Origin of the sequence: Arthrobacter sp. TMP15, assembly GCF_039529835.1 — a bacterium.
Taxonomy (GTDB): Bacteria; Actinomycetota; Actinomycetes; order Actinomycetales; family Micrococcaceae; genus Specibacter.
Map to the genome: position 1 here is coordinate 1520386 of NZ_CP154262.1, position 18872 is coordinate 1539257.

The window sequence follows — 18872 nt, forward strand, 5'->3', positions numbered from 1 at the left end:
TTAGTGGAAGAGCTGACCGTTGACTCGCTGGGAGGCACCTACTCGGTCCAGATAGGGCGTGATGCCGCCTAGATGCATGGGCCAGCCTGCTCCGAGAATCATGCAGAGGTCAATGTCTTGGGCTCCGGCCACAACTTCTTCCTTGAGCATGAGGCCAATCTCTTGCGCCAGTGCGTCCTGAGTTCGGCGCAGCAGTTCCTCACCCGTGATGGGGGAGTTGCCAAAGCTCAGCAGAGCCATGGTGTCAGCAGGAATAGAGAGGCTGCCATCGGCCGCTTTCTCCCACAGCCCTTTTTTGCCAGCCTCGATGAGCTTCTGCTGGTTGGCTGAGAGGTGGTAACGGTCACCGAAAGCCGCGTGCAGGGACTGTGTGACATGCTGTGCCACGGGGATTCCCACCATTGCCAGGAGGGTGAACGGGGACATCGGCAGGCCCATGGGACGCAGTGCATTATCTGCCGTGTGCGCATCGGTACCCTCATCGAAGGCCTTGGACACCTCGGCCATGAGCCGAAGCAGAACGCGGTTCACCACAAAGGCGGGTGCATCCTTGACCAGCACAGCAGACTTACGCAGCGCCTTGGCCGTGGCAAATGCGGTGGCCAGTACGGCGTCGTCCGTCTTGGGTGCGCGGACAATCTCCAGCAATGGCATCACTGCCACGGGATTGAAAAAGTGGAAACCAACAAGCCGCTGCGGGTGTTTGAGGTCCTCAGCCATGGCTGTCACTGACAACGAGGACGTGTTGGTGGCAAGAATACATTCGGGAGAGACGATCGCCTCCACCTCAGCAAACACCTGTTTCTTAACGTTGAGTTCCTCAAACACCGCTTCGATAACAAAATCGGCGTCGGCGAACACTTCCTTGGACACTGAACCCGTCACCAGCGCCTTGGTACGGTTAGCTGCGTCGGGACTGATCCGGCCCTTGGCGAGGAGCTTGTCCACCTCACCGTGTACGTACCCCACACCCTTGTCCACGCGCGCCTGATCAATATCAGACATGACTACCGGAACCTTAAGCTGACGGGCGAACAGCAGCGCGAACTGACCGGCCATCAGTCCAGCACCAACAACACCCACCTTCGTGATGGCACGGGCCAGCTTGGGATCCGGAGCACCTGCCGGACGTTTGGCACGCTTTTGCACCAAGTCAAGGAAAGCGTAGACGGTGTCCTTGAACTGCGGGGTCCCCATAAGCTCCGCCAGCGCTTCATCCTCGGCAGCAAAAGACTGCGCCTTGGTGAAATGCTTACCCTTTTCCAGTAACTCAATGACCTTCGCCGGTGCCGGGGCAGCATTGGAGGTCTTGGCTTCCACAAAAGCTTTTGCATGTTCGACGGCGGCATCCCACGCTGCGCTGTTTTCCTCGCTCAGCGGTTCGCTCACCGCGTTGGGCCGGCTGACGTCTTCGGCGCCGGCTAGTACGCGGGCGGCCCAGTTGAGTGACTGTTCTAAGAAATCCGCGGGCTCAAACAAGGCATCTGCGATGCCGAGTTTGAAAGCAGCAGGACCGCTGAGGGTGCGGTTGTTACTCAAAGCGTTTTCAAGCATGACCTTCACGGCGTTGGCTGGTCCGATGAGCCGGGGGAGTAGGTAGACCCCGCCCCAGCCAGGTACCAAGCCAAGGAAAGCTTCCGGCAGTGCCAAGGCGCCAGCTCCGGTGGAGACTGTGCGGTAGTTGGCGTTGAGCCCAATTTCAAGCCCACCGCCCAGAGCTAGACCGTTGATGAACACAAAGCTGGGCACACCCAAGTTGTTCAACGTGGAGTACACGTCATGACCCAGCTGGGCCATCCATCGACCGGCTTCTTTATCCTTGAGTTCCTTGACAGCTGAGAGGTCGGCCCCTGCTGCGAGGAAGAATGGTTTGCCGGTTACACCAACTCCAGCAATTTCGCCTTTGGCCGCACGCTCACGCTGGACCTCCAATGTCACACCAAATTCAATAAGAGTGTTCGGCCCAAGTGTGCTGGGGCGGCGGTGATCGAGGCCGTTATCTAGGGTGATGAGGGCGAACGTTCCTGCGCTTGGCGCACCGTCCACGCACGGCAAGGCAATGTCTTGAACGTAGGAGTGGGTTACTACCTCGTCTGGGAACAGCACTGCAAGCTTGTTGAAGTCTCGGGCGCTCATGCTGCGCTCCCCTCGGTGTTTGTGACTGTTGCTGTGGTGAAGTGCGGGTTTTCCCAAATAACTGTGGCTCCCATGCCTAGCCCAACGCACATGGTGGTGAGCCCGTATTGCACAGAATGATCTTCCTGGAATTGCCGGGCCAGCTGATTCATCAGCCGGACTCCGGATGAGGCCAAGGGGTGCCCCACCGCTATGGCGCCGCCATAGCGGTTCACTCGTGGGTCATCGTCTGCGATCCCGTAGTGCTCAAGGAAGGACAGGACTTGAACGGCAAAAGCTTCGTTTATCTCAAAGAGGCCAATGTCCTCGATCGTCAATCCTGCAAGTTTCAGCGCTTTTTCCGTGGCGGGGACGGGACCGATTCCCATGACTTCAGGTGCTACACCAGCGAAAGCGTACGTGACAAGACGCATTTTAACGCTCAAACCCAGCTCTGCAGCGGCTTCTGAGGACGCCAAGATTGCGGCGGTTGCGCCGTCGTTCAGGCCTGCTGCGTTACCGGCGCTGACGCGGCCGTGGGCGCGGAAGGGCGTCCGCAGCTCTGCGAGATTCTCAAGAGTTGTGCCGGGGCGAGGAGGCTCATCAACTGTGTTGATGTTCCAGCCAGCTCCCGGTTTGAGGGTCGCGACGGGCACCAAATCTGGCTGGATCTGGCCCCGCTCATACGCGGCGGCCAGCTTGTTTTGGCTGGCGACGGCGTAGGCATCCGTGCGGTCTTTGGTGATGGACGGGAATCTGTCGTGGAGGTTCTCGGCTGTGTTGCCCATGTTTAGGGCTGCCGGGTCAACGATGCGTTCGGACATGAAGCGCGGGTTCGGGTCAGAGTCCTTGCCCATTGGGTGGTGGCCCATGTGCTCTACTCCTCCGGCGATCACTACCTCGTACGCGCCAAACCCGATGGCGGAGGCTGTTGTGGTGACAGCAGTCATGGCGCCAGCGCACATCCGATCGATGGCGAACCCTGGCACTGACTGGGGAAGTCCGGCCAGCAGCGCTGCAGTCCGGCCAATCGTCAGGCCCTGATCGCCCGTCTGTGTGGTGGCGGCGATGGCAACTTCGTCAATGCGTTCAGCCGGCAATCCAGGATTGCGGCGCATGAGGTCGCGGATACATTTGACCACCAGGTCATCGGCGCGGGTATTGGCGTAGATGCCTTTTTCCCCGGCCCGTCCAAACGGTGTGCGTACTCCGTCAACAAAGACGACGTCTCTAATTTGCCGATTTTGGCTCATATTTTGCTCCTCGGGTACAAACAACTGGTGCCATTCAACCCAAGCTATCAGGGAACGACTGTGTTATGCCTCATGTTACTAGTGGGTAACTTAGAGGTCAATAATGTCAGTCGTAGAGGCGTCATTATCTCCAACCTCAACCCCACCGGGGAGCAAGCTCAGGACTGCTCGGAGCTTGGCGTGCCCTCGTGTGCGCCAGTCTCACGCTGGTTCGTCGGTACCATCTGGCTCTTTGGTTCCTTCTGGCCCTTGGGTGTCTTCGGTTCCTTGGGCGGCAGAGGCTCAGGGTTCGCTAATGCGGCAGTGAGGATCTCCACTGATAAATCGATCTGCCACTGACGTGCCCCAAGCTCCGTTAACTGGGCAGAAACGCTGGCAACAGTAATCTGCGTTGGCGGGCGCCAGCACACGCGGCGCAGAAAGTCCGGGGTAAGGATGTTCTCAACGGGAATGTTAACAGCATCTGCAAGATCAGCCAGGCGTGGGCGCGCCGTGGCGTAACGGGCAGCTGCCGCAACATCACGCTCGGCCCACATGCGAGGCGGCGGCGGGGCATTACCGGAAACCTGCAACGGGGGCTGATCGGTGCTGTTTTTGGCCGTTTGGATGGCATGTAGCCATTTGGGGGCGTCCCGCTTGGCCGCGCGGCCATGAAAGCCTGAAAGTGCCAGCAACGCCGGAACAGTGGTGGGCATGCCCTTGGCTGCAGCGATGATAGCGGTGTCTGGAATGAGCCGGGTCGGGGCAATGTCGCGGTGTTCGGCCAACTTTTCACGTGTGTACCAAAGTTCGCGTACGGCCCCCAACTGAACCCGGTTGCGGATAGTGTGTGAGCCGGATGTGCGCCGCCAGGGATCTACGCGCGGTGCGGGAACGCCAGCGTCGATCAGGTGCTGGAATTCTTGAGCGGCATAATCAAGTTTGCCGTCATTTTCAAGCAAGGCAACGAGCTCATCTTCAAGATCCACCAGCACCTCTACATCCAATGCGGCGTACCGCAACCACGGCTCAGGCAGGGGCCGTTTGGACCAGTCAGCGGCGGAGTGTTCTTTGGCCAAATGGTAGCCGAGCAGGGATTCAACCACTGCCCCGAGCCCCACACGCGGCAACCCGGCGAGACGGGCTGCAAGTTCGGTGTCGAAGAGTTTATCCGGCCACATACCGACGCCGGCAAGACAGGGCAGATCCTGGCTGGCAGCATGCAGAATCCACTCAACACCGCGCAGTGCCTCGTCAATGATCTTCAGGTCATCAAAGGCCTCGGGATCGATGAGCCACGTACCGGCACCCTCGCGGCGGATCTGCACCAACATGGCACGTTGGCCGTAGCGGAATCCGGAAGCCCTCTCCGTATCAACGGCAGCCGGGCCAGTTCCTGCTGCCAAAGCCGCCGCGCACCTTTTTAGCGCCGGGTCAGTTTCTACCACGGAGGGGATGCCATCGCTGGGCATATCCAGTTCCACTAATTCGGGAAGATTGCCAAGTTCCATCCTTTGGCCGTCAATAACAACCGACGTCAGCGGGGCCTGGGCAGTTTCCGTAGCTGTGCCACGGGCATCAGGACCCTGATCACGGTTGCGGCCATTATTGGTGGGCGAGCTACAGCCTTCCTGAGCTGAAGAAAATGCTGTCGTTTCTTCTTCGGCGCGGCTCTGTGTGCTTGATTCTGGATTGGTCATGATGACCTTAGTCTAGCGAATGGTCAAGACTACCCTCGGTTGCGGGCCATTAATTGTTTTTTAGCGGCCGTTGACGTGGCTGGTGACGGGTCCGCTCGCTGGAGCGCCGGGGCAATAAAGTTACACCCTCGGGCACAGGTGGCAAACCTGCAAAGGTGCAGACAATGTTTGCCCATGCTTGCAGATGCGGAGTGATTGCGGTGCCTGTGGGAGTCCACGATGCTCTGAGCTCAATGTCAACCGAATCAGGGCGTGCGGCTAGCGTGCCGTAGCTTTCAGAAAGAATGCGGGTTGCCGTGCCGCCGGCGCTGGAATATTGGGCGTCCTGCTCCTCCAGCGCCTCGGTCAGCCAGGCCCACGCGACGTTTCCTAGAAGTGAGTCGTTTCCTATGTCAGCTTCCAACTGCGCACGGATATAGCTGACGATCCTGAAGGTGCCATCCCACAGGGCTTTGCCTTGCGGGTCGTGGAGCAGAATGAAGCGGCCGGTGGCGAGCTGTTCCCCATCAACAATAACCTCCGCGCCCACGGCTACTCCAAAGGGGGCGAGCCGGGCAGGAGCCGGAACTTCCGCCAGAGTCAGCTCGCTGCGGCTGAGAACTTCGCGTAGCGATGCCAAGGCAATCTGAAAGTCAGCTGGAAGCTGCGGCAAGAGGCTCACAATGGCAGATTATGACGGCACCGGCCCGAACCCGTGCAGGCGCGCCGCGAGGGGAGCTTGCTAGCTCTTTAAGCAGCACGTCGGGCACCGGCACTACGTTGCGTACCGCAGCGCAGCGTGGGGCAGGCTAGTGCTAACGCGCACCAGCCAGCCCCGTTGCGAAGGTCAGCTCCCCAGCTCGGCGCGCAGTGCGGACACGAAGGCGTCAACGTCAGCCTCGGAAGTGTCGAAAGAACACATCCAGCGCACTTCGCGCGCAGACTCGTCCCAGTCGTAGAAGCGGAACTTTTCCCGCAGACGCTCAGCAACGCCAGCAGGCAGGATGGCAAATACGCCATTGGACTGTGTTGCTTGGGTGCATTGCACTTCTGGAAGGTCCTCAACGGCGGCACGCAGTCGAGCGGCCATCGCGTTGGCGTGTCCGGCCGACGCCAACCATAGGTCATCGCTGAGCAGAGCTAGCAGTTGAGCTGAAATGAAGCGCATCTTGGAGGAGAGCTGCATGTTCATTTTGCGCAGGTAAATCAGGCCGTCGGTGGCTGCCGGATTGAGCGCCACAACGATTTCGCCGTACATCATCCCGTTCTTAGTGCCACCAAAAGAGAGCACGTCTACGCCGGCGTCGGAGGTGAATTCACGCACTGGTACACCGAGGAAGGCAGCCGCATTGGCCAATCGTGCACCATCCATGTGCACCTTCATACCCAAGGAATGGGCATGATCGCAGATGGCCCGCACTTCATCGGGGCTGTAACAGGTACCCAACTCTGTGGTCTGAGTGATGGAAACGGCAAGCGGCTGGGCCCGGTGTTCGTCGCCGAACCCCCAGGCTTCCTTATCGATCAGCTCGGGAGTCAACTTTCCGTCAAGGGTCGGTACGGCCAAGAGTTTCATCCCGCCCACACGCTCTGGCGCACCGTTTTCATCCATATTGATGTGAGCTGTAGAGGCGCACACAACAGCACCCCACCGCGGCAACAGGGACTGCAATGCCACTACGTTGGCACCAGTGCCGTTGAAAACGGGGAAGACATCAACGTCCTTGCCAAAGAGTGCCCCCATCTCGCGGCGCAACCGCGCGGTATAAACATCTTCCCCATAGGCCACCTGGTGTCCGCCATTGGCTGCTGCCAACGCCTCTAACACCTCTGGATGGACGCCGGAGTAGTTATCCGAGGCGAAACCAATCACTGATGTGTCGTGAAGTTGGATAGATTCGGTGCTGCCAATGCTCACAATGTACCTTCGATTGTCGATGCGTTGATTAGGGGCAAAATAATGCGCCTACAAAATAATGCGTGCGCCGTTGAGTTCTGCGGCGGATGTAGCAAAAAGCCCTGTTACATTCTCTGCCAGCACAGAGACGTGCGTGAAACCAGGGAATTTACGCTCAGGGGAGCGCGCCCGCATACCGTCGTCAACAAGGGCCTTCACCACAAGTACGACGGCGGCAGGGCCAGTTTCCGTTATTTCCGCACCGGCCGCCAGGCTGAAGCCCTGTGCCAACGCCCCAACCCACGTTTCTGCTGCTGACTTCACAGCTGCGTAGTTGGCGTTACCGAGAGTAGGTGCTGTGACTGATGTTGAGGAGACTATGGCTAAGCGACCTACCGGTGAAGCGGCAATATCGTCATAGAAGGCCCGGCTTGTGTTTCGCAGTGTAGTGAGTACCGAGGTGTGAAGGAAATCCCAGTCCATGTCGCTTTGTTCTGCTATGCCCTTGCCACCACGCCAGCCACCCACAAGATGAACGAGCCCGTCAATTAATCCAAAAGTGCTATGGACCTGGGCTGCTAGTGCGGTGACCGACTCTGGGTTCGTGAGATCGCACACCAGGGGGATGGCGCCACCGGCTGCTTCGGCGGCGGATGTGATGCGTTCAGCGTTGGAACCAACGGTGATTACACGGTTCCCTGCCGCCAGCAGCGCAGCCGCAACAGCGATACCCGCCTGGCTGCTGCCGCCTGCGATCACTACAAGTGGAGAAGTTCTCATGCCACTTACACTACCCACTCAGGCTTCCCCGGCGCCTGTGATGCCTGAAGTTGACTCAATAACACCACGCATTTTCTTGCCCAACGCTTCGTAGAACATGGAGAGCGGGAATTCATCATCCATGACCTGGTCCGTGATTTCACGCAAGGGCGAGGTCAACGGCAGCGCGTCCGGACCCTTGGCCCACGTGGATGCGGGATTGGGCGTTAGCGTGGCGGAAACAAGCTCGTAAGCTGCCAACCAGTGCGCCAGCTTGGGCCTGTCGATTGAGCGCCAGTACAGTTCCTCAATCTCGTGTCCGAGTGCTATCACAACAGCAGGAACATCGGCCCAGTCGATCGTGAGCTTGGTGTCCGTCCAGTGCAGTACGTGATGCTGATGCAGCCAGGCAAAGAGTAGCTGGCCGCCCACGCCGTCATAGTTGCGCACCCGTGTACCTGTAATCGCGAAACGGAAAATTCTGTCAAAGATTACTGTGTACTGGACAAGTTTGGCGTGCTTTCGCGCTTCCGGTGAAGCTTTCTCATCGTGCTCAACAGCCACTGACTCACGGTAGGCGGTCAAATCACAACGAAGTTCCTCTAGTGAGTACAGGAAAAACGGCATGCGTTGTTTGATCATGAACGGATCAAAGGGCAGATCCCCACGCATGTGGGTCCTGTCATGGATCAGATCCCACATAACGAAGGTTTCCTGCGTCAGTGCCTGATCATCCAAAAGTTCGACGGCGTCGGCTGGCAGTTCCAGTCGGGTTACCGCGGCGGCCTCCCGGACCACGCGCCGGAAACGTGCAGCTTCGCGGTCCTGGAAGATGGCACCCCAGGTGAAGGTTGGTGTTTCGCGCACTGAGACGCTTTCGGGGAACAGGACAGCGGAGTTGCTGTCATAGCCGGGAGTGAAATCAATGAAGCGCAGAGGGACAAACAGCTTGTTGGAGTAGCTGCCGGCTTCAAGCTCGTCTATGAACTCGGGCCAGATTACCTCCACAAGAACTGCTTCAACGTGGCGTGAAGTAGACCCGTTTTGCGTGTACATGGGGAATACCACAAGGTGGCGCAGCCCATTGATCCTGTGCTCCTGGGGGTTGAATGCCAGCAGTGAATCAAGAAAGTCTGGAATGCCCAAACCACTATCAACCCACGTGGTGAAGTCTTTCACCAAGAGCTCCAGGTACAGCGCATCGTGGGGGAAGTGGGGGGCAAGCTCCTGGATGGAGTTTTTAATGGTTTCAATCAAGGAGCGGGCAGCATCATGATCGGAGAGTTCCGGAACTGAGCCGTCCTTGATCTGCACTGCGGACAGCTCTGTAGCCGCCTGTTTAAGATCTAGCCATGCTGAGTGGTTTGCCAAATTGCCGTCATCAAAGGCGCTGACATTCTCGGGGCTTTCAAGAGTGATATTCATAGGTGCCGTCCTTGCTACGCGATGCGTGTGGAGCATTTTTTAAAGCGTAGCAATGGAACAGCAGAACTAATGTTGAATAGTCCCGAGCATAAGAGAGTCTCATGCTCGGGGCCTTTACGGCGCTTCGGGCGAAAGCTCTTGTGTACCTTCGCGTAGTTTTAGCGAAACGGAGTTGATACAGAAGCGCTCATCGGTGGGCGTGTCATATCCCTCTCCTTCAAAGAGGTGGCCCAAGTGCGATTCACAGGCGCTGCAGCGAACTTCCACTCGCTGCATGCCCATCGAATTATCGTGAATGTAGCGCACAGTTCCGTCGGCCAGTGGCGCAAAGAACGATGGCCAACCACAGTGGGAGGAGAACTTTTCCTTAGATGTGAAAAGTTCGGCGCCACAGGCGCGGCATTCATACACGCCTTCTTGGGTGGAGTCCCAGTATTCGCCCGTGTAGGGCCGTTCTGTTCCGGCTTGGCGCAGGACCTGATACTCGGCTGGACTAAGTTCATTGCGCCATTGAGCATCAGTTTTTACGACTGTGGGCGTGGCGGGGCTTTCGGAAGTTCTCATACTTGACTCAACGCTTAAGAGTCGCCAATAAATCCCGAACCGGAGTACAGATGCAAAACGGGAAGTCCCAATTTGCGCTGAGCCTGGTTGGCCCAGTCCTGCCGGAAGGTGTCGGCAACCGCATGTGGCCGGGTGACAACCACTGCTTGGCGTGCACCGAGTTCGGTGACTTTGGCAACCAAGGAGGCAACGGCGTCGCCCTCGTCAACACTGCCTGTTGCCTTGGCTCCGGCGGCGTGCAGAGCATGCATGGACATTGAAAGAATATCCTTGGCCTCGGTCATGACGGTTTCTGCATCTGGCTTCTCGCGGAACTCGCGCAGAGCGCCCGGAAGGTCAAGCATTGTCAGCTGGTCGATGACATCGACAAACAAATTACGCCGTGTGTCAGCAGGGACTATCAGCACCAGTTCAACGTCGTCCTCGGCGCTGTAAAGATCGGTGATGTTCGCTACGTCCACGGCAGTTAGTGGTTCTTCGGTCAGGATGATGATCGTCTCGGTCATTGCACCAGCTTAGGCTTCCGCACAGGATAAACAATGCAGGGCGCCCGCCGTGTGCCAAGAAAGTTGGGCTTGCTCACGGTGCGCCGCTCGACGCAGCCCCGCGGCCGTGGGCAGAATGGAGGCATGGCTACCTCAGAACAGCAGTCAAGTGCATGGCTTAAATGGGGTGCCTTGGGCGCCGCTGCAGCAGGGATCGGAGCGGTAACGGTTGTCACCGCTACATCTGGACTTGCCGCTTACTTTGCCCGGCGCATCATTACTCCCGAAAAACAACGAGTTGACGATGTCGCCATCTTGGCTGTGATTACTGACGGACCCACACTGCAGGTCGTGTTGGAAGCCCAGCCCGACACCATTGTTGAAGGCAACTATGGGCTTTTCTTTGACAAGGGCCGCGCCCACGCAATTATTGGCCCCATCATTTCTTATGTGCCACGCGAAGGCAGTGTCACCCGCGAAGTCATTGCTGTCCTTGGCGGGGAACTGCGCAGTGCCACGTCGGGCTGGTGGTCAGGAAGCCTGCACGCCCACCCGGAGGAGATGGGGTTGGAGTGCGAGGACGTTACCTTGGACCTTCCCGGCGGACCGGGACCGGCCTGGCTCCTTCCCGCACTTGATCCCGGTCCCACATGGGCCATCATGGTGCACGGACGTGGCGCCACCCGCAACGAGGGACTGCGTGCGGTCCCCACTGCGCACCGACTTGGCATGAACGCTTTGCTGATGTCTTACAGGAACGACGGCGACGCCCCCAAAGCTCCGGATGGCAGATATGGCCTGGGCGTCACGGAATGGGCGGATGTTGAGGTGGCCATTGATTTTGCCATCTCTCGGGGTGCCAAGGACGTTGTGTTGTTCGGCTACTCAATGGGAGGGGCCATTAGTTTGCAAACTGCAGATGTGGCCCGAAACCGGAAACACATACTAGCTTTGGTTTTGGATGCCCCTGTTATCAACTGGGTCAACGTGCTGGCGCATCAGGCTGCACTAAATAGAATCCCCAACTACATTGGCAACTATGCCGAACTCATGTTGACGCATCCGCTGGGCAGGCGCCTGACAGGGCTGGCGGCACCGGTGGACTTCAAGAGCATGGACTGGGTCAGTCGAGCCGTTGAGCTCAGAACACCGTCGTTGATCCTGCACAGTATTGACGATGACTTTGTGCCCTACGAGCCCACAGCGGAATTGGCGCGGCGGAATCCGGAGATGGTCACCTTTGAGCCATTCAGCAAGGCGTTGCACACCAAAGAATGGAATGTTGACCCTGCACGCTGGGAGAACGTTGTTGAAAGTTGGCTGCGTCCGCGTTTGGGCAAGCACGCCCTGCCTCGAGAGTTGTAACCCGTTCCTGACATGCCTGAAACTCCGGCACCGCTGACGGATGCGCCCAGGACTCCTACCGGCCAACAGCTTTCGTGGGTGCGCACGGAACATCCCCATGCCGATCGAGACGTGCCGTTCCTGCTCACCCAAGAGCTGTTCGTACTCAAGAGCTTTACAAATTTACACAGCGGTATTGGTCAGTGCCCCTGACTGCAACAAATCGGCGTACTGCGATAATCGCAACAGGCTTGGATTCCACTCGAATTATAGAATACGATTTCTCTTTACGCAGAGAAGCCGAGTGGTTATACATGATGCGGTTTTGCTCCGGTTTGCCATTGCACATCTGCAAATTGATTTACAGTGCAAATGGTGGCGAGATTGTTGTCCGCGGGCCCAATGTGAAAGACAACTGGACCGGGGGAATCGCATGCGACATCCATGTCCAATGCTGCGGCTGAGGTGGAACTTCAGGTTGGTTCCCGTTGCCGCCCCGATGCAGGCATATCTGCCGAGACCACCGAACCCATGACGAGGGCGCCGCTCGCCGCTGCAACGAATGTTGATGGACAGTATCCTCAAGAAACATATCAATTTCCGCCTAAGTGTGTGACAGGTGTTTGGACGCGGCCCGGCGTTGGTTGAGAAATGGGGAATATTATCAATCGGATGCGATTGGTCAATGCCAAATATCTTGGGACTGTTTCATTGAAAAGTTTCTTTCCACTGTGGGCAACCGTGCCTGTCCATACGATCGTAAAAAAACTTGCGGCCGTCCTGTCTGCTTTGATATCGCCGACCACGAATCGCACACGCGGGCTGGGGGCTGTTGGCTCAGACGGGGTGGCCGATCTTCGCTGTTATAGCTTGTGTCAGCGTGATGAGGCACGTGGGTGAGAGTTCAACGTCGAAACCTCTGCGCCCGCCGGAAACATAAATGGTTGCGTACTGCAGTGCTGATTCATCCACTATGGTGGGGCTATGGTGGCGCTGGCCCAAGGGTGAGATACCGCCTAGGACATAGCCGCTTCGACGTTGGGCCGTGGCTGGATCGGCCATAGCGGCCTTCTTGTGACCCAGCGCTTGGGCGAGGGCTTTCAGGTCCAAGCTGCCATTTACGGGTACAACCGCCACCACAAGGCTGTCACCAACCTCCGCCATGAGTGTCTTAAAAACGCGCTCTGGTGCAACACCCATTAAGGTCGCGGCTTCGAGTCCGAAATTTGTATTCTCCGGATCATGGGTGTAACTGTGTGCAGTAAAAGGCACACCGGCGGCCTTTAAGGCGACAGTCGCGAGGGTGCCAGCGCTGGTTGAGGAGGTTTTCTTGGCCATAGGCCAATTATGCCAGCCGTGTACTCAGCATCCCGGACAAGACGGTTGTGGGCGCAGATTTCCTGTGTTTGGTTCTCGGTGGTACGCGCCTAGAGGGCTGGTCGCACACCGTTGCGAATCTTGCGCTTGACTCGTCCCAACATGGCGGACATGCCGCGCATACGCAGCGGGGAGATGGCTCGGGTCAGACCAAGCTGTTCGGGCATGTCATCTGGAACAGCCAGGATCTCCTCGGCCGTCAACCCATCAAGGCCTTCGCACAGGACCGATGCAAAGCCACGAGTGGTGGGAGCTTCCGGGGGAGCTTGGAAGTACAAACGGATGACGTCGCCGTTGTCCGTTTTCTCCGATTCAACGGTAAGAAACAGTGGCGACTGGCATTCCACCACCTGTTCCAACAACTCGGGATGGTCGCGCAGGCGTTCCGGCAAAGCCGGAAGGGTTCGGGAGAATTCCAAAAGCAGCGTGAGGCGATCGCGTTCTTCCAATTCTTGGAAGTCTGTGACGATCTCGGCCAACGCTGGGGGAAGTGCTTGTGAAGTAGTCATCTACTAAAGCGTACGTTTCTTTTCTTGTGAGTGTGAAAAATCAATGACGATTCTCTGCCTTGGTACACCACGGTGTTGACCCGGTCACGAGCCAACACCATGGAACGCCACTGATTAGATCGCAGTTGGCAGTTCACCGCGCTCTTTACCGACGGCAATGGGAACGCGGACAGCATTGCCCCACTCGGTCCATGAACCGTCGTAGTTGCGCACGGTCTCAAAACCTAATAGGTACTTCAAAGCAAACCAAGTATGGCTAGAACGCTCGCCAATCCGGCAGTAGGCAACCACGTCATCCCCTGGCACAAGTCCTGCCTCACCTAGATAAAGGGCTTCGAGCTCCTCACGGCTTCGGTAGGTGCCATCCTCTGCGGCCGCACGTGACCACGGGATGGACGCTGCTGTAGGGATATGGCCACCTCGCAGTGTTCCTTCCTGGGGGTAGGCAGGCATGTGAGTGCGTTCCCCGGTGTATTCCTCGGTTGACCGAACATCTATCAAAGGCTTGCCCAGGTGCGCCAGAACGTCATCCTTGTAGGCGCGAATGGGAGCGTCGTTGCGCTCTACAACTGGGTAGCCTGCGGACGGGGTGACTGCCGTGGCGTCGGTAGTCAGTTCACGGCCCTCGGCAATCCACTTATCGCGACCGCCGTCGAGCAGGCGAACGTCTTCGTGGCCAAACAAGCTGAAAACCCAGAGAGCGTAAGCCGCCCACCAGTTGGAGTTATCGCCGTAGACAACAACTGTTGTGTCGCGGGAGATTCCCTTAGCAGCGGCGAGCACAGCGAAAGCCTTGCCATCGATGTAGTCGCGGGTAACGTCGTCGTTCAGGTCAGTGTGCCAGTCAATCTTGACGGCGCCGGGGATGTGCCCGGTCTCGTACAGGAGTACATCCTCGTCGGATTCAACCACAACAAGGCTGCCGTCCTGCGTGGCGGCACTGGCCATGGCATTGGCAAGCCACTCGGTAGATACTAGGCGTTCCGGGTGGGCATAGCTTGCGAACTTCTCGTTTGATTCAACTGCAACAGGCATGGTGCCCCTTCTTATAAACTGCTCACGCCGGCGCCGTCCCAGAAAATTCCGGAACCGTTCCGTGGCCATGAGGTACTAAATAGTGTGCCACTGCGAACATGCGTGCAGCAGCTATTGATCTTTCTAACCGTAACCAGTTAGCGCGCTGTTTACTTCCCCTGCGTTAACGAAACGCAATATGTGGTGGGTATTCTTGTAGGCATGAGCCGTGGCCCGTGCACAGCATGTCGGCTGAAATTTTTTTGATGATCGGAATCGTCCTTGGTACAAGTTGAACAACTTTCCACCCGCCGTCCAGCAGTTTCGGTGGAGGAACTGCTGAAGGGGTTCGTCCCGTCACCGAGATTTGGTGAGGTTTCCTTTGACACTTACCGCCCGGATCCAGCGCAACCTTCGCAAACACAAGCCGTGACTTTGTTGAAGGAGTTCGCCGCGGGTGCCGCAGTGAAGCCAGCCACGGGCCTTCGTAAACTATTTGGCGTCAAGCCCAAGGCCGCTGGCGCCAACGGGGCGGGAAAGCGCGCCGGTATTTACCTTGACGGAGGCTTTGGGGTCGGTAAGACGCACCTTTTGTCTTCGCTTTGGCATGAGGTTCAAGGTCCAAAGGCTATTGGCACCTTTGTGGAGTACACCAACCTTGTCGGAGCCCTTTCTTTCCGCAAAACAGTAGAGGCACTGAGTGAATACAAGCTTGTCTGTATTGACGAGTTTGAGCTTGATGATCCGGGGGACACCGTGTTGATGTCGCGGCTGATGCGTGAATTGGCCGACGCCGGTGTGAAGTTGGCGGCAACTTCCAACACCCTGCCGGGTTCTCTAGGCGACGGACGTTTTGCTGCCGTTGATTTCCAGCGCGAGATTCAGGTGCTGGCGGATCAGTTCGAAATATTGCATATTGATGGCGAGGACTTCCGCCACCGGGGACTGCCTACCCCACCGGAGCCCGTCCCGAACAGCGACCTGGACGCACACATGCGCCGTGACTTTGACGGTCAAAGTGTGGCTCTTGATGACTTTGGCACACTCATTGACCATCTAGCGGGGGTGCACCCGTCAAGGTATAGGCAAATGCTTGAAGGGATCGACGCCGTGGTGTGGCGCAACGTCCACACCATCACCGAGCAGTCGGTGGCCTTGCGTTTTGTGGTGCTCGCGGACCGGCTCTATGACAAGGATGTGCCAATCCTGGCCAGCGGGGCACGCTTGGATCAGCTGTTCACCCCCGAAATGATGACAGGCGGGTACCAGAAGAAGTATTTCCGCGCCGTTTCACGTTTGACGGCCTTGGCCCGGGAAGCACAGGAAGCCAGCGCCCCGCAGTCTGTTTCCTAGCATTACTGCCATCTCTGAGGTTGCCTGCTCCGTGCAGAGTAACTGTTCGCAAGCAACTGTCTCTTAAAATAAAAAGCGCCGGTCTCGTCTCTCGACGGAACCGGCGCCTTCCTTGACGCCACGTAAAGGGCGAAGAGCCTAGGTTATTTATCTGATCCGTCTACGTAGTCGGATGCAGCCCTCTGAGCCGTGTCCACGTGATCTTTGAACTTATCGCCGGTCTTACTGTCGACAAAGTCGCCAGATTTCTCAACGCCGTCCTTGATAGCATCCTCGTGGCCACTGATCAGACCATCAGCTTTGCCCTTCATATCGTCAAAAATAGACAATCGGCACCTCCTTCGCTCTAAGGGGCCATTGGCGCCCCAAGTCGTTCCATTTTAGTGTGCTACAACACTTTGTCAAAGCTTTATCCGCTGAGTGAGCTGTGATGCTAGCCAATGGCCGCGTGTTCAGATAGTGGTGCTCGCGCGGGAGTGTGTGTCAAAATAGGTTCGCCAGATGGCACCCGGACGAGGTGCGCCGTACCCGGCCAGCGACAAGACGGCGTCAAGGAGATGTTCCATGGCGTGGCTGATTTTAATCTTCTCTGGAGTATTGGAAGCGGTTTGGGCAACCGCCCTTGGGAAGAGCGAAGGCTTTTCCAAACTTGGCCCCAGCATTATTTTTATACTCTCGCTGGTCGCCAGCATGGCTGGTTTGGCATGGGCCATGCGGACTCTGCCGGTGGGCACCTCATATGCCGTGTGGGTAGGTGTTGGTGCAACCCTGACAGTGGCATATGCCATGTTCACTGGAGCTGAGGCGGTCTCAGTTATCAAGGTCCTGCTTCTGTTGGGGCTGGTGGGATGCATCGTGGGTTTGAAACTCGCGCACTAGTGTTCTTGCCCGTGTGGCACGTTGCGTATTTTGATTCCAGTTTTGTGGCACGAAAAAGCCCCTCAGACCAGAGTTTGTCCTGGTCAGAGGGGCTTTTCTTTTGGTGGGCGATACTGGGTTCGAACCAGTGACCTCTCCGGTGTGAACGGAACGCGCTACCACTGCGCCAATCGCCCAAAATCAACAGCCTGGTCCAACAGGTTCCAACATGTTCGAGCAAGTGGTTCCTTCGTTGTTCCTCGTGCGTTCAAAACAATAGCCCAATCTTTCTCGTGCTCATAATCTTGCTCACTGCCCTTCGTGGCAACACGTAACTAAGCCAGATTCAGTGCCAGCGAGTCTCAGCCTGGGGAGTTCTGTTGTTAATAGTGTGAGTAGCATCTCACTGGGTTTTCTGGATCCTGGAACGTAAATAGAGCGCAAAGTGGCGTGGAAAGGGCAAAGTTGTGCCATTGAATGACAGGCTTGTAATTCGAGTATCTTGTAAAAAACGCCGTTAATTCAAGGATCTGGATACTTGGGTAGTTGAATTGTGTTTGCCAGGGGGTTCCCGATTTGGTGTTTGGGAAAGGGCTCAGGTAATGTTTTCACCGCAGCAACACGGACTACCGAAGCGGAAACGCAAACGGTGCGAAAATGTTGGTTTTGCGGTTGTAGCTCAGCTGGTAGAGCACCACCTTGCCAAGGTGGATGTCGCGAGTTCGAATCTCGTCAACCGCTCGCATGACACCGTTCAGTTTTCACGGTGGGGTGGCCGAGAGGCGAGGCAACGGCCTGCAAAGCCGTGTACACGGGTTCGAATCCCGTTCCCACCTCCATTTTGGCTGAACCAAAAGTATTTTGCTGTATAGTTCAGCGGGATGCATTTGGGCGATTGGCGCAGCGGTAGCGCGCTTCCCTGACACGGAAGAGGTCACTGGTTCGATCCCAGTATCGCCCACGAATGAACATGTTCATTCACCCAGTGAAAATTGGGATGAAAGTAAGTGCGGTCGTAGCTCAGCTGGTAGAGCACCACCTTGCCAAGGTGGATGTCGCGAGTTCGAATCTCGTCGACCGCTCGGAATAAACACAAAACTGCCGGAACCCTTGGGTTCCGGCAGTTTTGTGTAATCTGGGTTGTTATCTGCGGACCCAGCGTGTGGGGCAGCGAACAAACTTGGGCGATTGGCGCAGCGGTAGCGCGCTTCCCTGACACGGAAGAGGTCACTGGTTCGATCCCAGTATCGCCCACCACAATTTAGAATTCCGCGGGCCTCCTCGATTTTCGCGGGTGGCACACCACCGGCGAAAATCGAGAACACCCTCCGAGCGTTGAGTTTCCCGGTGAGGTTTATCCACAGCATTGGCACGGGGTGCGGGACAGTGTGGGGTGCTCATGGAATAGTAGAAGCATGAGCTCACCAGCATTGGCACACAGCACAGAATTGGGGCGTATGTACGCCCGTTCCCTGCAGGACCCACCCAAGGTCCCCTCCATCACCACGGTTATTGGTCAGCAGTCCACCTCCCTTGACGGGTGGATCGGTTACATGGCTGCCACAGCGGTAGCGAAGCACCCGGATTTAGGCACAGCCGTAGGCAATCCCGGACAATTACGCACTGTGGTCCGTGACAGTTCAAATGCAGCTGAACAATTCCGCGATGCCGCCGCGGCCCGCGGAGATCGTGTGCACAACTATTGCGAGCAAGTGGCGTTGCGGGCCCTTGACCGCCCGCATCAGGTGGCTGAGGCGCTTGCAGCTCTGGGTGAAAATGGCGAAGAAAACTTTGCACTACGTTTTGATGCGTGGTGGGAGGACTACGAAGTTAAACCGTTGGCTCCTGAAATTACTGTGTGGAATGAAACCGTAGGCTACGCCGGCACTCTTGATCTGGTGGCCACAATTGGCGGGAAATTGTGCATCATTGACTACAAGACAAAAGGCACTGACCGCAATGGCCAGGTCAAGAGTCTCGATGCAAAGGTTGTTATGCAGCTGGTGGCAGGGATGAAAGCGGAGGAATCCATCATCGACGAGGCTGCCGGCACTTGGGAAGCATGGAAGTACTCTGCGGATCCCATCCTGTTGGGTGTTGCCATTGGCGAGACGGAGGTTCGCACACTCCGCGCCAACCCTGAGGTTCTGAAGGCACATTGGTTTAAGTTCGCCTCATTGCGACGCGTGTGGCAAACCTCATTGGATGCTGCGGCCGCCGGTGAGCCTTTGCTCGATATTGCGCCACCTGGGTGCTAACAG

The 18872-nt window shown here is 57.1% G+C and carries 17 protein-coding genes, 6 tRNA genes and 1 riboswitch; of the genes, 9 read left to right on the forward strand and 14 right to left on the reverse strand.

From position 1 onward, the window contains the following. The 9 genes from AAFM46_RS06610 to AAFM46_RS06650 form a co-directional block, all read right to left on the reverse strand. Positions 1-2136: a 3-hydroxyacyl-CoA dehydrogenase NAD-binding domain-containing protein gene (locus AAFM46_RS06610; RefSeq protein WP_343320094.1), complete on the reverse strand. Its 2136-nt coding sequence runs from the start codon at positions 2134-2136 to the stop codon at positions 1-3. Beyond that, the gene (locus tag AAFM46_RS06615; protein ID WP_343320095.1) at positions 2133-3368 is read right to left on the reverse strand and encodes an acetyl-CoA C-acyltransferase; all 1236 of its coding nucleotides are present in this window, start codon (positions 3366-3368) and stop codon (positions 2133-2135) included. The genes AAFM46_RS06610 and AAFM46_RS06615 overlap by 4 nt, the downstream gene beginning before the upstream one ends. Before the next feature lie 158 nt (positions 3369-3526). Next, positions 3527-5047, reverse strand: coding sequence for a ribonuclease D (locus AAFM46_RS06620; RefSeq protein ID WP_343320097.1), 1521 nt, complete (start codon positions 5045-5047; stop codon positions 3527-3529). Positions 5048-5096: 49 nt separating this feature from the next. Next, the gene (locus tag AAFM46_RS06625; RefSeq protein WP_343320397.1) at positions 5097-5711 is read right to left on the reverse strand and encodes a DUF3000 domain-containing protein; all 615 of its coding nucleotides are present in this window, start codon (positions 5709-5711) and stop codon (positions 5097-5099) included. 162 nt (positions 5712-5873) lie between these two features. Further along, positions 5874-6947: a low specificity L-threonine aldolase gene (locus tag AAFM46_RS06630; protein WP_343320399.1), complete on the reverse strand. Its 1074-nt coding sequence runs from the start codon at positions 6945-6947 to the stop codon at positions 5874-5876. A 45-nt stretch (positions 6948-6992) separates the two neighbouring features. Continuing rightward, the gene (locus AAFM46_RS06635) at positions 6993-7703 is read right to left on the reverse strand and encodes an SDR family oxidoreductase (protein WP_343320098.1); all 711 of its coding nucleotides are present in this window, start codon (positions 7701-7703) and stop codon (positions 6993-6995) included. 18 nt (positions 7704-7721) lie between these two features. Beyond that, entirely contained in the window at positions 7722-9107 is a 1386-nt protein-coding gene (locus AAFM46_RS06640; RefSeq protein ID WP_343320099.1) for a DUF6421 family protein, read from the reverse strand. Positions 9108-9221: 114 nt separating this feature from the next. Continuing rightward, entirely contained in the window at positions 9222-9671 is a 450-nt protein-coding gene (msrB, locus tag AAFM46_RS06645; protein WP_343320101.1) for a peptide-methionine (R)-S-oxide reductase MsrB, read from the reverse strand. Positions 9672-9685: 14 nt separating this feature from the next. After that, positions 9686-10177, reverse strand: a complete 492-nt coding sequence (locus AAFM46_RS06650; protein ID WP_283531491.1) for a hypothetical protein — start codon at positions 10175-10177, stop codon at positions 9686-9688. Positions 10178-10300: 123 nt separating this feature from the next. On the opposite strand from AAFM46_RS06650, the gene AAFM46_RS06655 reads away from it, so the two are divergent. Then, positions 10301-11521 carry a lipase gene (locus AAFM46_RS06655; RefSeq protein WP_343320103.1) on the forward strand — a complete coding sequence of 407 codons (1221 nt, stop codon included), beginning with the start codon at positions 10301-10303 and terminating at the stop codon, positions 11519-11521. A gap of 816 nt (positions 11522-12337) precedes the next feature. On the opposite strand, the gene ybaK is transcribed toward AAFM46_RS06655, so the two are convergent. The 3 genes from ybaK to AAFM46_RS06670 all read right to left on the reverse strand — a co-directional run bounded on the left by ybaK (position 12338) and on the right by AAFM46_RS06670 (position 14421). Next, positions 12338-12838 (reverse strand): Cys-tRNA(Pro) deacylase, encoded by a 501-nt coding sequence (gene ybaK, locus AAFM46_RS06660; RefSeq protein ID WP_343320104.1) that lies wholly within the window; start codon positions 12836-12838, stop codon positions 12338-12340. A gap of 89 nt (positions 12839-12927) precedes the next feature. Further along, complete coding sequence (locus AAFM46_RS06665; RefSeq protein WP_343320106.1) at positions 12928-13386, reverse strand: SufE family protein; 459 nt, start codon at positions 13384-13386, stop codon at positions 12928-12930. Between the two features lie 114 nt (positions 13387-13500). Further along, complete coding sequence (locus tag AAFM46_RS06670; protein WP_283531487.1) at positions 13501-14421, reverse strand: sulfurtransferase; 921 nt, start codon at positions 14419-14421, stop codon at positions 13501-13503. Between the two features lie 261 nt (positions 14422-14682). Between AAFM46_RS06670 and zapE the strand changes: the two genes are divergently transcribed. Further along, positions 14683-15753, forward strand: a complete 1071-nt coding sequence (zapE, locus tag AAFM46_RS06675) for a cell division protein ZapE (RefSeq protein ID WP_283531486.1) — start codon at positions 14683-14685, stop codon at positions 15751-15753. A 143-nt stretch (positions 15754-15896) separates the two neighbouring features. Here zapE and AAFM46_RS06680 read toward each other — a convergent pair whose 3' ends face one another. Continuing rightward, positions 15897-16082, reverse strand: a complete 186-nt coding sequence (locus AAFM46_RS06680) for an antitoxin (RefSeq protein ID WP_343320109.1) — start codon at positions 16080-16082, stop codon at positions 15897-15899. 162 nt (positions 16083-16244) lie between these two features. Further along, positions 16245-16306, forward strand: a riboswitch (guanidine-III (ykkC-III) riboswitch). A gap of 11 nt (positions 16307-16317) precedes the next feature. On the opposite strand from AAFM46_RS06680, the gene AAFM46_RS06685 reads away from it, so the two are divergent. Further along, the gene (locus AAFM46_RS06685; protein WP_283531484.1) at positions 16318-16632 is read left to right on the forward strand and encodes a multidrug efflux SMR transporter; all 315 of its coding nucleotides are present in this window, start codon (positions 16318-16320) and stop codon (positions 16630-16632) included. Positions 16633-16733: 101 nt separating this feature from the next. Here the strand turns inward: AAFM46_RS06685 and AAFM46_RS06690 are convergent. After that, positions 16734-16808, reverse strand: a tRNA-Val gene (locus AAFM46_RS06690). A gap of 471 nt (positions 16809-17279) precedes the next feature. Between AAFM46_RS06690 and AAFM46_RS06695 the strand changes: the two genes are divergently transcribed. The 6 genes from AAFM46_RS06695 (at position 17280) to AAFM46_RS06720 (ending at position 18869) form a co-directional block, all read left to right on the forward strand. Next, positions 17280-17352, forward strand: a tRNA-Gly gene (locus AAFM46_RS06695). A gap of 24 nt (positions 17353-17376) precedes the next feature. Further along, positions 17377-17450: transfer RNA gene (locus AAFM46_RS06700), tRNA-Cys, on the forward strand. 50 nt (positions 17451-17500) lie between these two features. Further along, a tRNA-Val gene (locus AAFM46_RS06705) sits at positions 17501-17572 on the forward strand. A 48-nt stretch (positions 17573-17620) separates the two neighbouring features. Beyond that, positions 17621-17693, forward strand: a tRNA-Gly gene (locus AAFM46_RS06710). A gap of 100 nt (positions 17694-17793) precedes the next feature. Beyond that, a tRNA-Val gene (locus AAFM46_RS06715) sits at positions 17794-17868 on the forward strand. A 158-nt stretch (positions 17869-18026) separates the two neighbouring features. Further along, positions 18027-18869 carry a cytochrome gene (locus AAFM46_RS06720; protein WP_283531483.1) on the forward strand — a complete coding sequence of 281 codons (843 nt, stop codon included), beginning with the start codon at positions 18027-18029 and terminating at the stop codon, positions 18867-18869. Positions 18870-18872 lie beyond the last annotated feature (3 nt).

Excerpts from the sequence above, each read along its gene's own strand:
- AAFM46_RS06610 (WP_343320094.1), bottom strand. The coding sequence starts at position 2,136 with ATGAGCGCCCGAGACTTCAACAAGCTTGCAGTGCTGTTCCCAGACGAG.
- AAFM46_RS06615 (WP_343320095.1), bottom strand. The coding sequence starts at position 3,368 with ATGAGCCAAAATCGGCAAATTAGAGACGTCGTCTTTGTTGACGGAGTA.
- AAFM46_RS06620 (WP_343320097.1), bottom strand. The coding sequence starts at position 5,047 with ATGACCAATCCAGAATCAAGCACACAGAGCCGCGCCGAAGAAGAAACG.
- AAFM46_RS06635 (WP_343320098.1), bottom strand. The coding sequence starts at position 7,703 with ATGAGAACTTCTCCACTTGTAGTGATCGCAGGCGGCAGCAGCCAGGCG.
- AAFM46_RS06640 (WP_343320099.1), bottom strand. The coding sequence starts at position 9,107 with ATGAATATCACTCTTGAAAGCCCCGAGAATGTCAGCGCCTTTGATGAC.
- msrB (WP_343320101.1), bottom strand. The coding sequence starts at position 9,671 with ATGAGAACTTCCGAAAGCCCCGCCACGCCCACAGTCGTAAAAACTGAT.
- AAFM46_RS06650 (WP_283531491.1), bottom strand. The coding sequence starts at position 10,177 with ATGACCGAGACGATCATCATCCTGACCGAAGAACCACTAACTGCCGTG.
- AAFM46_RS06655 (WP_343320103.1), top strand. The coding sequence starts at position 10,301 with ATGGCTACCTCAGAACAGCAGTCAAGTGCATGGCTTAAATGGGGTGCC.
- ybaK (WP_343320104.1), bottom strand. The coding sequence starts at position 12,838 with ATGGCCAAGAAAACCTCCTCAACCAGCGCTGGCACCCTCGCGACTGTC.
- AAFM46_RS06665 (WP_343320106.1), bottom strand. The coding sequence starts at position 13,386 with ATGACTACTTCACAAGCACTTCCCCCAGCGTTGGCCGAGATCGTCACA.
- AAFM46_RS06670 (WP_283531487.1), bottom strand. The coding sequence starts at position 14,421 with ATGCCTGTTGCAGTTGAATCAAACGAGAAGTTCGCAAGCTATGCCCAC.
- AAFM46_RS06685 (WP_283531484.1), top strand. The coding sequence starts at position 16,318 with ATGGCGTGGCTGATTTTAATCTTCTCTGGAGTATTGGAAGCGGTTTGG.
- AAFM46_RS06720 (WP_283531483.1), top strand. The coding sequence starts at position 18,027 with ATGAGCTCACCAGCATTGGCACACAGCACAGAATTGGGGCGTATGTAC.